The sequence below is a fragment of the Variovorax sp. WS11 genome (assembly GCF_010499245.1).
GTDB lineage: Bacteria > Pseudomonadota > Gammaproteobacteria > Burkholderiales > Burkholderiaceae_C > Variovorax.
The window spans coordinates 2,611,917-2,625,171 of record NZ_JAAGOW010000001.1 but is presented as its reverse complement, the minus strand read 5'-3'; the positions used below and the strand labels follow the sequence as shown (position 1 = coordinate 2,625,171).

The 13,255-nt window shown below is 70.9% G+C and carries 10 protein-coding genes; 7 read left to right on the top strand and 3 right to left on the bottom strand.

What is annotated here, in order from left to right; genetic code table 11:
- Nucleotides 1-11: 11 nt before the first annotated feature.
- Nucleotides 12-944, bottom strand: coding sequence for a TerB family tellurite resistance protein (locus GXN78_RS12895; protein WP_106559687.1), 933 nt, complete (start codon nt 942-944; stop codon nt 12-14).
- Nucleotides 945-1,025: 81 nt separating this feature from the next.
- Here GXN78_RS12895 and creB point away from each other — a divergent pair, with 81 nt between their 5' ends.
- A complete protein-coding gene (creB, locus tag GXN78_RS12890) occupies nt 1,026-1,772 on the top strand; it encodes a two-component system response regulator CreB (protein ID WP_106559723.1) in 747 nt (248 codons plus the stop codon).
- Nucleotides 1,769-3,208 carry a two-component system sensor histidine kinase CreC gene (creC, locus tag GXN78_RS12885; RefSeq protein WP_106559686.1) on the top strand — a complete coding sequence of 480 codons (1,440 nt, stop codon included), beginning with the start codon at nt 1,769-1,771 and terminating at the stop codon, nt 3,206-3,208. Before creB ends, creC begins: the two co-directional genes overlap by 4 nt.
- A gap of 24 nt (nt 3,209-3,232) precedes the next feature.
- On the opposite strand, the gene GXN78_RS12880 is transcribed toward creC, so the two are convergent.
- The gene (locus tag GXN78_RS12880) at nt 3,233-5,575 is read right to left on the bottom strand and encodes a PBP1A family penicillin-binding protein (protein WP_106559685.1); all 2,343 of its coding nucleotides are present in this window, start codon (nt 5,573-5,575) and stop codon (nt 3,233-3,235) included.
- A complete protein-coding gene (gene creD / locus GXN78_RS12875; RefSeq protein ID WP_106559684.1) occupies nt 5,572-6,984 on the bottom strand; it encodes a cell envelope integrity protein CreD in 1,413 nt (470 codons plus the stop codon). The genes GXN78_RS12880 and creD overlap by 4 nt, the downstream gene beginning before the upstream one ends.
- A gap of 205 nt (nt 6,985-7,189) precedes the next feature.
- On the opposite strand from creD, the gene GXN78_RS12870 reads away from it, so the two are divergent.
- The 5 genes from GXN78_RS12870 (at nt 7,190) to GXN78_RS12850 (ending at nt 13,246) form a co-directional block, all read left to right on the top strand.
- Nucleotides 7,190-9,262, top strand: coding sequence for a VIT and VWA domain-containing protein (locus tag GXN78_RS12870; RefSeq protein ID WP_106559683.1), 2,073 nt, complete (start codon nt 7,190-7,192; stop codon nt 9,260-9,262).
- 13 nt (nt 9,263-9,275) lie between these two features.
- Nucleotides 9,276-10,205, top strand: coding sequence for an exosortase Q (gene xrtQ, locus GXN78_RS12865; RefSeq protein ID WP_106559682.1), 930 nt, complete (start codon nt 9,276-9,278; stop codon nt 10,203-10,205).
- Nucleotides 10,183-10,764: a hypothetical protein gene (locus GXN78_RS12860; RefSeq protein WP_106559681.1), complete on the top strand. Its 582-nt coding sequence runs from the start codon at nt 10,183-10,185 to the stop codon at nt 10,762-10,764. Before xrtQ ends, GXN78_RS12860 begins: the two co-directional genes overlap by 23 nt.
- A 13-nt stretch (nt 10,765-10,777) precedes the next feature.
- Nucleotides 10,778-12,052, top strand: a complete 1,275-nt coding sequence (locus GXN78_RS12855; RefSeq protein WP_106559680.1) for a biosynthetic peptidoglycan transglycosylase — start codon at nt 10,778-10,780, stop codon at nt 12,050-12,052.
- A gap of 87 nt (nt 12,053-12,139) precedes the next feature.
- Complete coding sequence (locus GXN78_RS12850; protein WP_106559679.1) at nt 12,140-13,246, top strand: ABC transporter ATP-binding protein; 1,107 nt, start codon at nt 12,140-12,142, stop codon at nt 13,244-13,246.
- Nucleotides 13,247-13,255: the final 9 nt, after the last annotated feature.

The following is a 13,255-nucleotide window of genomic DNA, read 5'->3' as shown; positions in this document are numbered from 1 at the left end:
ATGTGTGCGGGTCAGGCGCCGCGCACCATCGCCAGCACCTTGCCCGCATCGAGCGTGCGGGCCTTCTCCTGGATCTGCGGCAGGTAGCGCGTCTGCAGGCCCTGCGCCTCCTGCGTCACGCTGGCAAAAGCGTCCTTCAGCATTTGCGTCGACAGCGTGCGTCCGCCCGCGTAGTAGCGCTTCGCCACGTGGCCCAGCGCGTAGGTGCTCGCGAAGCTCATGCCCGAGCTCACCGCCTGCTTGCCCAGCCCGCCGAGCAGGCCGCCGCCCACCTTGCCGAGCAGCCCGCCCAGCAGCTTGCGGCCGGCCTGCTCCAGGTACTGCGAGGTCAGGCCGACGCCGACGGTGGCGAGGAAGTCCTTCACGTGGCCGCTGTCGAGCTCGTAGCCATGGGCCTTGCCGATGCGATAGACGAGCTTCATCTGCAGCGGGATGATGGCCATGGTGGAAAGCGTCTCCGGCAGCAGCTCCAGCGCGCCGTTGAGGATCGCGGCGTTGAGGATGGCCTGGTCCAGCGCAGCGCCGTCGATGGCGGGGGTTGCGGCAACAGCAGCAGCCGGTGCCAGAGGCACGGCGGCGATCGCCTCGGCCTGCTGCGCGAACTGCGTCGCCGCCGGCGTGTTCAGCCCCAGCGACGTGCGCGCGTCGGCGAGGAACAGGCGCTCGGCCTCCGATTGGGTGCCGTCGGCATCGCAGACGCAAACGGCCATCTCGTAGGCCAACTGCCGCGAATCGGAACTCTTCAGCTCGCCGGCCACCGAGGCCAGCGACACGCGCTTCATCAGAACGTCCTGATACAGCATGGGCAGCTGCACGCCGTCGGCCTGCGACAGGCCCTCGGCGATGCGCTTGATCTCAGCGCGCTCGCGCTCGTGCTTCTCGCCGTCGACGAAGGCCGCCAGCAGGCTCAGGCTCACGATGGCCCGGGTTTCGGATGGGGTCACGGGGGAAGTCTCCGGAAAATGAAAAAGGCCCTGTTCGTTCGCGCGGGCGCGCAAAGGTTCCGGCCCGCTACCATCCGCCCCATGCTCTCCCACCCGCGGATCCTGATCGCCGAAGACGAGTCCGGCATCGCCGACACCCTGCAGTACGTGCTCAAGACCGACGGCTTCGTGCCCGTCTGGTGCGCCACGGCCGAGGAAGCCATCGCCCAGTTCGCGGCCGAGCCGCCCGCGCTGGCCATTCTCGATGTGGGCCTGCCCGACATGAACGGCTTCGAGCTCTTCAAGCGCCTGCAGGCGCTCAACCGCGAGCAGGGCGGGCCCGAGGTGCCGATGCTCTTCCTCACCGCGCGCAGCGACGAGATCGACCGCGTGGTGGGCCTCGAGCTGGGCGCCGACGACTACGTAGCCAAGCCCTTCTCGCCGCGCGAGCTGGTGGCGCGCGTGCGCACCATCCTGCGGCGCAGCGGGCGCGGCAACGGCCATTCGGCGAGCATCGCGCCCGCGCCCGCGGCGGCCCTCCCCGCCTCGCCCTTCGTGCTCGATGCCGAGCGCATGCAGATCCGCTACTACGGCCGCCTGCTCGAGCTCTCGCGCTACGAATACGGGCTGCTGAAGCTGCTGGTGCAGCGGCCGGGGCGCGTCTTCACGCGCGACGAGTTGCTCGAGCTCGTGTGGGACGACGCCAGCGAGAGCTTCGACCGCACGGTCGACGCCCACATCAAAACCCTGCGCGCCAAGCTGCGCGCCGTCGCGCCCGAGGTCGAGGCGATCCGCACGTTGCGCGGCACCGGGTACGCGCTCAACGAAGAACTGCCACCCAGCGTGTGAGCCGTAGAACCCGCATCTTCATCGGCATCCTGCTGATCTACACGGCGGGCATCGCCTTCCTGCTCTACCGCGTGGTCGCCGACATCGACCCGCGCTACCGCGAGTCGGCCGAGGAATCGCTGGTCGAGGCCTCGCAGCTCATGGCCAGCCTGATCGAGCAGGACGTGATCGCCGGCGCCATCAACACCGCGCGGCTGGAGCCGCTGTTCCGCTCGGTCTATGCGCGCCAGTTCTCCGCCCAGATCTACAACCTGCACAAGAGCCGCGTCGAGCTGCGCGTCTACGTCACCGACCGCAGCGGCCGCGTGCTCTTCGATTCATTGGGCCGCAACGCCGGCGCCGACTATTCGAAGTGGAGCGACGTCAGCCGCACCCTGGCCGGCATGTACGGCGCGCGCACCTCGCGCGACATCGAGGGCGATCCGCTGACTTCGGTGATGTACGCCGCCGCCCCCGTGCGCTGGAACAACGAGATCGTCGGCGTGGTCAGCGTCGGCAAGCCGGTGCAGAGCTTCGGCCAGTTCGTCCAGGACGCGCGCGCCCGCACGCTGTGGGTGGGCGTGGGCTCGGCTTTCGCGCTGCTGGTTGGTGCCCTCATCGTCTCGGTCTGGCTGGTGCGGCCCTTCGGCCTGATCTCGGACTACTGGCGCTGGCTGCGCAGCCAGCGCAGCTGGAGCCTCGCCCGCATGCTGCGCCGCGCCGTCGACACCCTGCGCAGCGGCTTCGGCGAAATGCGCGATGCGCTCACCGGCCGCAGCTACGTGGCCGACTACGTGCAGACCTTCACGCACGAGATCAAGAGCCCGCTGTCGGCCATCCGCGGCGCGGCCGAGCTGGTGCAGGAGCCCTCGATGCCGCAGGCCGAGCGCGAGCGCTTCCTCGCCAACATCACGCGCGAGACCCAGCGCATTCAAGAGATCGTCGACCGCATGATGGAGCTCACTGCGCTCGAGACCCAGCGCGCGCTGGAACGCAGCGAGACCGTCGCGCTCGCGCCGCTGCTGCAGGAGGTGGCGGCCAGCGCCCAGGGCGCGGCGGCGGCGCGCGAGATCCGCCTGCATGTGGCGATCGACGGCGAGGCCCGCGTCGAGGGCGACCCCTTCCTGCTGCGCCGCGCGCTGAGCAACCTGCTCGACAACGCGATCGACTTCTCGCCCGCCGGCGCCGAGGTCGCTCTGGCCCTGCATGCCGGCGCGCGCGAGGCCCGCATCACCGTGCGCGACCATGGCCGCGGCATTCCCGACTACGCCAAGGACAAGGTCTTCGAGAAGTTCTATTCGCTTGCGCGGCCGCACAGCCAGAAGAAGAGCACCGGGCTCGGCCTGGCCTTCGTCAAGGAGATCGCCGGACTGCACCGCGGTCGCATCGAGCTCGCCAATGCGCCGCGCGGCGGCGCGCTGGCCACGCTCACGCTGCCGCTGGCCTCGCACGGCTGAAGAAGCTGTGAGCGAAGCCGCGCCTCAGCGGAACAGGTCGAGGATGCTGCTGCGTTCCTCCGGCGCCGGCACCGCGGCTACAGGCACGCCGGCCAGCGTTTCGGCCGGCGCCACCGCTCTCGCCTCCACGCCCAGGCTCGCGATGCCGCGGCCGGGCGCATAGTCGTCGTAGTACCACTCGCCCTCCGCCTGCACCACGCCCGGCGGCACCGGCACCGGCGCAACGGGCACGCCCTGCAACGCCGCCTGCATGTAGGCGGTCCAGATCGGCAGGCTCAGGCTGCCGCCGGTCTCGCCGCGCACGCCGAGCTGGCGCGGCGTGTCGTAGCCGATCCAGGCCACGCCCACGCGCGTCGAGGCAAAGCCCGCGAACCAGGTGTCGATCGAGTCGTTGGTGGTGCCGGTCTTGCCGTGCAGGTCCTCGCGCTTCAGGGCCTGCCAGGCCTTGGCGCCGGTGCCGTTGCGCACCACGCTCTGCAGCATCGAGCTCACGACGAAGGCGTTGCGCTCGGGGATGGCGCGCGTTGTCTCGTCGCGCACCGCAGGCGGCGTCTCGACCAGTACCTGGCCTTTGTGGTCCGTGACGCGCGTCACCAGCGCGGGGCTCACGCGATAGCCGCCGTTGGCGAAGACGGCATAGGCGGCCGCCATCTGCATCGGCGTGACCGAGCCCGCGCCCAGGGCCATCGGCAGGTAGGCCGGGTGCTTCGCGCGCTCGAAGCCGAAGCGGCCGATCCAGTCCTGCGCGTAGCGCGGCCCGATCGACTGCAGCACGCGGATCGTGACCATGTTCTTCGACTGCTCCAGCGCGCGGCGCAAATTCATCGGGCCTTCGAAGCGGCCGTCGTAGTTGCGGGGCTCCCAGGGCGGACCGCCCGTGGTGGCGGCGTCGAAGAAGAGCGGCGCATCGTCGACCAGCGTGGCCGGCGTGAAACCCTTCTCCAGCGCCGCCGAATAGATGAAGGGCTTGAAGCTGGAGCCCGGCTGGCGCCAGGCCTGCGTCACATGGTTGAACTTGTTCCTGCCGAAGTCGAAGCCGCCCACCAGCGCCCGGATCGCGCCGTCGCGCGGGTCGAGCGACACGAAGGCACCTTCGACCTCCGGCAGCTGCGTGATCTCCCACGTTCCCTTGGGCGTCTTCGTCACGTAAACCACCGCGCCGCGGCGCACGCGCAGGTTCGGCGCCGCCCGCGGCGACAGGCCGGCCTGGGCCAGGCGCAAGCCCTCGCCCACGATCCGCAGGCTGTCGCCATTGGCGCGCGTGGCCACCACCTCCTTCGCATCGGCCTGCAGCACCACCGCGGCCAGGACGTCGCCGCTGTCGGGATGCTCGGCCAGCGCTTCGTCGACCGCGTCGTCGAGCCCGGCCGCATCGGCAGGCAGGTCGGCGAAGCGCTCGGGCCCGCGCCAGGGCTGCCGCCGCTCGTAGTCCAGGATGCCCTTGCGCAGCGCCTCGTAGGCCGCAGCCTGCTCGGTCGCCACCAGCGAGGTGCTGACCTTGAAGCCGCGCGTATAGGTGCTCGCGCCGTACTGGGCATACATCAATTGGCGCACGGCCTCGGCCACATGCTCGGCATGCAGGCGCTTCGGCTCGGACGGATCGCGCAGGCGCAGCGGCTCCTGCCTGGCCTGCGCTGCCTGGGCCGCGCTGATGGCGCCGGTCTCCACCATGCGGTCCAGCACGTAGAGCTGGCGGGCGCGCGCGCGGCGCGGATTGCTCACCGGGTCGTTGGTGCCGGGCGCCTTGGGGAGCCCGGCCAGCATGGCGGCCTCGGCCAGCGTGATGTCCTTCAAAGGCTTGCCGAAGTAGCGCTCCGACGCCGCCGCGAAGCCGTAGGCGCGATGGCCGAGGAAGATCTGGTTCAGGTAGATCTCGAGGATCTGGTCCTTGCTCAGGTGCTGCTCGAGCCGGAAGGCGAGCAGCGCCTCCAGCGTCTTGCGCGTCAGCGTGCGCTCGGCGCTCAGGTAGACGTTGCGCGCCACCTGCTGCGTGATGGTGGAGGCACCCTGATGCACGCCATGCCGCAGGTTGGCCAGCACCGCGCGCAGCAGGCCTTTGAGGTCGATGCCCGGGTGCGCGTAGAAGCGCGCGTCCTCCACCGCCACCACCGCGTCCTTCAGCGCCTTCGGCATCTCGGCGATGGGCACCAGCTCGCGCCGCTCCTCGCCGAACTCGCCGATCAGCACGCCGTCCGCGGTGTAGACGCGCAGCGGCAGCTTGGGGCGGTAGTCGGAGAGCTCCGAGACGTCCGGCAACTGGGGCGAGAGCACCGAGACCGCGATCCCCGCGATGCAGGCCAAGGCCACCGCGCCGCCCGCCATCGCGGCGGCGCTCCACAGCAGCGCGCGCTTCATGCCGGCCTTCATGGCTGCGCTCCTGCAACGGGCGCATGGCCCATCGACAAGGCGTACCAGTCGACCTTGCGCGTCGCCAACATCAGCGTCGCGAGCATGCCGAAAACCAGCAGCGCGCCCAGCAGCAGCGCATTGCTTTCCGAGGCCAGCAGCCCGTAGAGCGCGCCATAGAGCAGCGCCACATAGGCTGCGAAGGAGAGGCCGCGTCGCCAGCCGCGCAGCACCGCGCTGAAGTAGACCGCCAGCAACAGCACGCTGGCACCCGCGGCGCAGGCATAGGCCAGCCAGAAAGCGACTTTCTCCGACAGGGCGAGCAGCAGCAGGAAGAAGACCGCGATCGACAAGCCCACCAGTCCGTACTGCACCGGGTGCAGCGGCAGCCGCCGGAACAGCTCGAACATAAAGGCCGCCATCAGCACCAGGCCGATGAAGAGCAGGCCGTACTTGGCGGCGCGCGTGGACATCGCATAGACGTTGAGCGGCTGGGCCAGCGAGACGTCGAAGCTCTGCATCGCCGCGCCCGCACCGGGCGCCCGGCCATCGCGCCCGCCCCGCAGGCCTTCGCGCACCTGCTCGCGCGCCGTGGTCACCAGTGAAGACACCCGCCAGCGCGCGTCGAAGCCCTGCGCGCTCACGCTGCGCTCGGAGGCAAGGAAGCGCCCGCCGAAGCTCGGATGGGCCCAAGGCGAGACCAGGTGCGCCGTCGTCTCCTCGGCGATCGGCACCACCGCGAGGCGCTCCTGCCCCACCACGCCGAGCTTCAGGTGAAAGGGCAGCGGTCGGCCCGCCTGCCAGGCCGCCAGCGCGGCGCCGGCCAGCGGCGCGTGGATGCCGTCCGCAAGCCCCGCGTCCTCGGCCACGCCCGGCAGACGCTGCTGGAAGCGCAGCGTCTCGGTCGCCAGTTGCAGCGCCGGCGAGCCGTCGAGGCCGCGCAGGTCGCTCAGGTGCAAGGCCACGTAGGGCGGCCTGAGCTCGATCATGGACTCCTTCTCGCTGTGCGGCAGCGCGGCCGCATCGAAGGCCGCGAAGGCGCCTTCCAGCGCCGCATCGAGCGTGTAGAAGGGAATGCGGAAGATGCCGCGGTAGCGCTCCTGCGGCGCCAGCCTGCCCTCGAGGTGCAGCTTGTCGGGGAAGATCAGGTGCGTCATCTCCTTGCTGCGCGCCTCCTGGCCGACGATGCGGCCCTGCGCGTCGCGCTGCGGCTCCATCCAGCGCTCCACGTAGGGCTGCACGACGAAGGGGCCGACCAGCGTCTGCGCCCCGGTGTAGGTGGAGGCCAGCTCCGCGGCCGCCTCGCGCTGGCTGTTGCCGCGCTCGCGGGTCAGGCCCTCGATCTGGGCCAGCGGAATGTACAGCAGCACGGTCAGGAGCAGCAGGCCCAGGACCTTGATGAGCACGGAATGTCGAAGCCGGGCAAGCATGGAAGTTCTCCTCATCGATGACGATGGGCCCGATGCTGGCCGCGCCGCCCGAAGCGCATGTGAAGTGCGCGCGGCGCGGGACTTCACACGGACTTCACACGGCGCCGCGCGCTTCAAGAAGGCTTCCAACTTCCTTCGCCTGCGCTCTCGACATTGGCTCCCGTGCACCGTTGCACGAATCCATCGAGGGAAAAGGACCATCGCCATGGAAGCCATCACCACACGCCCCGGCCGCTGGCTCTGGCTCGCGACCATCGGCCTCGCGAGCGCCGGCTTCGCGCTGCTCGTCGCGCGGCCCCTGCATGCACAGGAGGCGCAGGGCCCGCGCCTGAAGACCGAGAGCCCGTACTTCTTCGTCAAGAGCGACGACCCCGCGGTCGACGCGCTGCCGCTCAAGGCGACCGAGGTCGACGTCAAGGTCTCGGGGGTGATCGCCGACGTCACCGTCACCCAGACCTACCGCAACGAGGGCACGCGCGCCATCGAGGCGAAGTACGTGTTCCCGGGCTCGACGCGCGCGGCCGTCGGTGGCCTCAACGTGCGACTGGCCGACCGCCTGATCACCGCGCAGATCCGGGAGAAGCAGCAGGCCCGCATCGACTACGACGCCGCGAAGAAGGAGGGCAAGACCGCCGCCCTGCTGGAACAGCACCTGCCCAATGTGTTCCAGATGAACGTCGCCAACATCCTGCCGGGCGACGAGGTCAAGGTGGAGCTGCGCTACACCGAGCTGCTGGTGCCGCAGGCCGGCAACTACCAGTTCGTGTTTCCGACGGTCGTGGGGCCGCGGTACAACAGTCCGCAGTCATCGCAGGCCAACGCGAAGTGGGCGGCGCAGCCCACGCTGCGCGCGGGCGTGGCGCCGCACACGAGCTTCAAGATGAAGGTCGCGCTCGACACGCCGCTGGGCATCAAGGAAGTGCGCTCCGCCACCCATGCCATCGACGTCGGCAAGCGCGACAACGACCAGCATGCCGACATCACGCTGGCGCGCACCGGCGAGCCCGCCAACAACCGCGACTTCGTGCTCGACTGGCGCCTGGCCGGCGAGAAGATCGAGTCGGGCCTGATGCTCTACAAAGGCCAGGGTGAGAACGCAGAGAACTTCTTCCTCGCCATGGTCGAGCCGCCCAAAGCCGTGGCCGCCAACGCCATCTCGCCGCGCGACTACATCTTCGTGGTCGACATCTCGGGCTCGATGCACGGCTTCCCGCTGGACACGGCCAAGGTGCTGCTGGAGCGGCTGATCGGCGGCCTGCGGCCCAGCGACACCTTCAACGTGCTGCTCTTCTCGGGCAGCAGCAAGATGCTGTCGCCGCAGTCGGTGCCCGCGACCCGCGCCAACATCGAGCAGGCCCTGTCCACCATCAAGAACTACAGCGGCGGCGGCAGCACCGAGCTCATCCCGGCGCTCAAGCGCGTCTATGCGGAGCCCAAGGCCGAGGAGGTGTCGCGCACGGTGGTGGTCGTGACCGACGGCTACGTGACCGTGGAGCGCGAGGCCTTCGAGCTGGTGCGCAGAAACCTGTCGAAGGCCAACGTCTTCGCCTTCGGCATCGGCAGCTCGGTCAACCGGCACCTGATGGAAGGCCTGGCACGCGCCGGCATGGGCGAGCCCTTCATCATCACCGACCCGGTGCAGGCGCCCGAGCAGGCGGCGCGCTTCAAGCGCATGGTCGAGTCGCCGGTGCTCACCAACGTGAAAGCCACCTTCGGCGGCCTCGATGTCTACGACGTGGAGCCACAGGCCTTGCCCGACGTGCTGGGCGAACGCCCGGTGATCGTGTTCGGCAAGTGGCGCGGCGAGCCCAAGGGCCGCGTCGTGATCCAGGGCCAGGGCGCGGAAGGCCCGTACCGCCAGGAACTCGTGATCGACGCGAAGACGCGCCAAGACGCCGCCGCGCTGCGCAGCCTGTGGGCACGGCACCGCATCGCCAGCCTGAGCGACCAGGAAGCGCTGGAAGGCGGCGATGCCTTCAAGCAGCGCATCACCGAGCTGGGCCTGCGCTACGGCCTGCTCACGCAGTACACCAGCTTCATCGCGGTCGACAAGGTGGTGCGCAATCCCGCGCCGCAGGCCAGCACCTCGGTGGACCAGCCGCAGCCGCTGCCCAAGGGCGTGAGCGAGCTGGCGCTGGGCCAGGGGCAGACGCTGGGCGCCGAAGTGCCGAGCACGCCGGAGCCCGAGACCTGGGGCGCCATCGCCGTGCTGCTGTCGATGCTGGCCATGCTGCGCCGCCGTGCGCGCCGCCACGATGCACGCCGCTATACCGCATGACGAGGACGCGCGCATGACCCTCGATCAACTCGCCCGCACGCACCCCCGCGTGTTCGACTGGGGCATCCGCCTCGACCGCGCGCCCGCCGCCGCCTGGCTGGCGCTGCAGGCCGCCGCGCTGGCGCCGACCTGGCTCTGGATGGCGCGCCGGCTGCAGGATGGCGCCGACGATCCGCTCGGCCTGCTGGCCCTCGGCGCGCTGGCCCTCTTCGCCTGGTCGAAGCGCCGGTCGCTGCGTGCCGCACCGCGCCTCGGCTGGCTCGCCCTCGCCGCCGCCGGCACGCTGGCGGCCACCTTCCTGCGCACCGGCATCGGCCCCGTGCCGGCGCTGCCGCCGCTCGCGGCCGGCCTGGTCGCGGTGCTCGCGCTGGCGGCCGGCCTGCTGGCCTTCCTGCCGCGCCAGGTGGCCCGGCTGCCCCTGCTGGGCCTGGCGGTGCTGGCGCTGCCGCTGCTGTCCTCGCTGCAGTTCTATGCCGGCTACCCGCTGCGCGTGATCACGGCCGAGGCCAGCCGCTGGCTGCTGGCGCCGGGCTTCTCGGTCCTGCGCGAGGGCAGCAGCCTGCTGGTCGATGGCCGCCTGGTGATCGTCGATGCGCCCTGCTCCGGGGTGCAGATGGCCTGGCTCGGCTACTTCACGGCCTGCGCGGTCGCGCTCTGGGCCCGGCACGGGGACCGGCGCTTCCTGGCCCGGCTGCCGGCCGTGGGCCTGCTGGTGCTGGGCGGCAACATCGTGCGCAACAGCGTGCTGGTGGCCTTCGAGGGCGCGGGCCATGCGCTCGCGCCCTGGCTGCACGAGGCGGTGGGCCTGGCCGTGCTGGCGCTGGTCTGCGGCGTCATCGCGCAGCTGCTGGCGCCGGCACGCCGGGCGGCTTTCACCCCCACCGCCATTCCCGGCCTGATCACAACCCCCGGAGCCCACCGTGTCGATACCGCTCTTTCTTGAACGCTGCTTCGGCAACCGCTTCCTCAACCGCATCGCGCACAAGGCCGGCTTCGCGCTGGTGATCGCGCTGTGCCTGCTGTGGTCGGCTGCCTCGGCCCTGCGCCCGTCGCCGCCACCGGCACAGGTCGCCAGCTTCCACGAGTGGCCCAGCCACTGGGATGGCGCCCCGCTGCGGCCGATGGCGCTGGGCGCGATCGAGCAGCGCTTTGCCGAGCGCTTCCCCGGCGCCGTCGCCCGCCTGACCGACGGCCGCCAGACCCTGGTGTTGCGCCATGTGAATGCACCGACCCGCATGCTGCACCCGGCCGCCGACTGCTACCGCGCGCTGGGTTTTCGCATCGGCGAGACCCGGCTGGAACGCGATCCGCAGGACCGACTGTGGCGTTGTTTCGTCACCGACGGCCCCGGTGGGCAAAAGTTGCGGGTCTGCGAGCGCATCGTCGATGCCGAGGGCGCGGCTTTCACCGACACTTCAGCCTGGTACTGGGCGGCGGCCGGCGGCCGGTCCAAGGGGCCCTGGCAGGCTGTCACCCTGGCAAGGCCGATCGCGTTCGAGTGATTGAGAGATTTTTTTGAAGAAAGCGCTGCTCTTCCTGCTTTTCGGCCTGCTGGCCCTGGTGCTGACCGCCGCGGTCGCCGTCTACCTGGTCGTGAAGCTGGCGCTGGCGCCCAGCCCCGGCGAGTGGCCGACCCGCGTCAAGGCGGGGCCCTTCACGCTCGATGTCGGCGTCCCGACCGCGATCCGGCTCGCCACCTCCTCCTGGTTCGCGCCCTGGCTGGCCGGCCGCACCTTCCAGACCGAACACGGCCCGGTGCACGTCGGCTGGAACGAGGCCAGCACCACCCTCGAGCTGGACTGCGCCCCCTGCAGCGCCTCGGTGCCGGCGCTGGGCACCACCCCGATCCGCCTCGACAACCTGCGCTTCACTGCGCGCCGCGACGCCGGCTCGCTCAACGGCGTGCTCGAGGCCACGCCGGCCGCGACCACCGTCTCCAGCGTGGCGGGCGACAACGTGCTGCGCGCACGCTGGGACGGCCGCCTCACGCAGAAGACCCTGCAGATCCATATCGATGCGCCCGACGCGCCGATCGCCCGCTGGTACAGCGTGCTGGCGCCCGCCCTGCCCGAGCTGCAGCGGGCCAAGATCGGCGGCACGCTGGCCCTGCGCGCCCAGTTCGACCTGCCGGCGAACCACCTCGCGCTGCATCCGCGCATCGAGCAGTTCAGCGTCGAAGGCCTGGGCACCGAGGCCCTGCTCAACGCCCGCACCAGCTGCGGCCCGCCGAGCCGGCTGGCGGCCGACAGCTGGCTGGCCCGCGCGGTGATTGCGGCCGAAGACCAGCGCTTCTTCAGCCACCCCGGCTACGACCTGGCCGAGCTCACGGCCGCGCTCGACGCCAACCAGAAGGCCGGCCAGGTCGCTCGCGGCGGCAGCACCCTCAGCCAGCAGCTGGCCCGGCTGGTCGTGACCGGCAGCGAGCGCAGCGCCGAGCGCAAGCTGCGCGAGCTGCTCTACGCAGTGGAGATGGAGGAAACCCTGGGCAAGCCCCGCATCCTGCAGCTCTACCTCGACAACGCCCCCTGGGGCGAGGGCCTGTGCGGCGCCGAGGCCGCGGCACGCCGCTACTTCAAGAAAAGCGCCCGCAACCTGGACTCGGCCCAGGCCGTCTGGCTGGCCGCGATGCTGAACAACCCGGGCGTGGCGCTCGAGAAGTGGCAGCGCGACGGCCGCATCGACGGCGAGCGTGCCAAGTGGGTGGCCGAGGGCCTGCGCGGCCTCACCCGCGGCCAGCGCGAGTCGCTGCTCAGAAACCTTGCCGCGGCGCGCTTCGCACCGCCGCCCTGAAGCGGGCACCGGCCGCACCAAGTCGGCGCACTGCAGCCCGCCCCAAGCTGGGTAGCCGCTGGCATCCATCTTGCGAAGACGCTCTCGATGGATGTCGTCCCCACCCTCCCGCCTGCGGCCGTCGAAATCGTGGCGCTCAGCAAGCGCTACGCCGCCGGCGCGCCGCCCGCGGTCGACCAGATCGACCTGCGCATCGCCAGCGGCAGCTACTGCTGCCTGCTCGGGCCCTCGGGCTGCGGCAAGAGCACCACGCTGCGCATGGTGGCGGGGCATGAAACTGCGTCGGGCGGAGACATCCTGCTGGACAACCGCAACATCACGCACCTGCCGGCCGCGGCCCGCGGCACGGCCATGATGTTCCAGAGCTTCGCCCTCTTCCCGCACCTCTCGGCGCTCGACAACGTGGCCTTCAGCCTCAAGATGAAGGGCGTCTCGAAGGTCGAGCGCCACCGGCGCGCGGGCCAGCTGCTGGAGCGCGTCGCCATGGGGCACTTGGCGCAGCGCAAGCCGGGCGAGCTCTCGGGCGGGCAGCAGCAGCGCGTGGCGCTGGCGCGCGCGCTCATCACGCAACCGCGCGTCCTGCTGCTCGACGAACCGCTGTCCGCGCTCGACCCCTTTCTGCGCATCCAGATGCGCGCCGAGCTGCGGCGCTGGCAGAAGGAGCTGGGCCTGACCTTCATCCACGTCACACACTCGCAAGAGGAGGCGATGGCGCTGGCCGACACCATGGTGGTGATGAACCACGGGCTGATCGAGCAGGTGGGCACGCCGCACCAGGTCTACAACCATCCGGCCAGCGAGTTCGTCGCCCGCTTCATGGGCGGGCACAACGTGCTGGAGACGCCCGCGGGGCTGATCGCGGTGCGCAACGACCACATGCAGATCGCGCCGGCCGCCAGCGCCGAGTCCGGGCTCGCGGCCCGGATCACCGATGTCGAATACCAGGGCACCTACGTGCTGATCGGCCTTCAGCTCGAGGGCGCTGCGCCCGAGCGCAGCGGCGTCTCGGTGCTGCTGCCGGAGAAGGCCTTCGGGATGCATCCCTATGCGGTCGGCGACGCCGTGCGGCTTTCGTGGTCGCCGTCAGATGCGCGTCCGCTGGGCCCCGGCGCCGTCCGCCCCGAGGGCGAGCCGCCCGCCGGGCCGGTGTCGCGGCCCGCGCCCTTGTCCGCGCTCGCGGCGATGGCGGCCTGATCCCCGTCC

Bases quoted from the DNA above. Each gene is read 5' to 3' on its own strand.
- creB (WP_106559723.1), top strand. From the start codon at position 1,026: ATGCTCTCCCACCCGCGGATCCTGATCGCCGAAGACGAGTCCGGCATC.
- GXN78_RS12880 (WP_106559685.1), bottom strand. From the start codon at position 5,575: ATGAAGGCCGGCATGAAGCGCGCGCTGCTGTGGAGCGCCGCCGCGATG.
- creD (WP_106559684.1), bottom strand. From the start codon at position 6,984: ATGCTTGCCCGGCTTCGACATTCCGTGCTCATCAAGGTCCTGGGCCTG.
- GXN78_RS12870 (WP_106559683.1), top strand. From the start codon at position 7,190: ATGGAAGCCATCACCACACGCCCCGGCCGCTGGCTCTGGCTCGCGACC.
- xrtQ (WP_106559682.1), top strand. From the start codon at position 9,276: ATGACCCTCGATCAACTCGCCCGCACGCACCCCCGCGTGTTCGACTGG.
- GXN78_RS12850 (WP_106559679.1), top strand. From the start codon at position 12,140: ATGGATGTCGTCCCCACCCTCCCGCCTGCGGCCGTCGAAATCGTGGCG.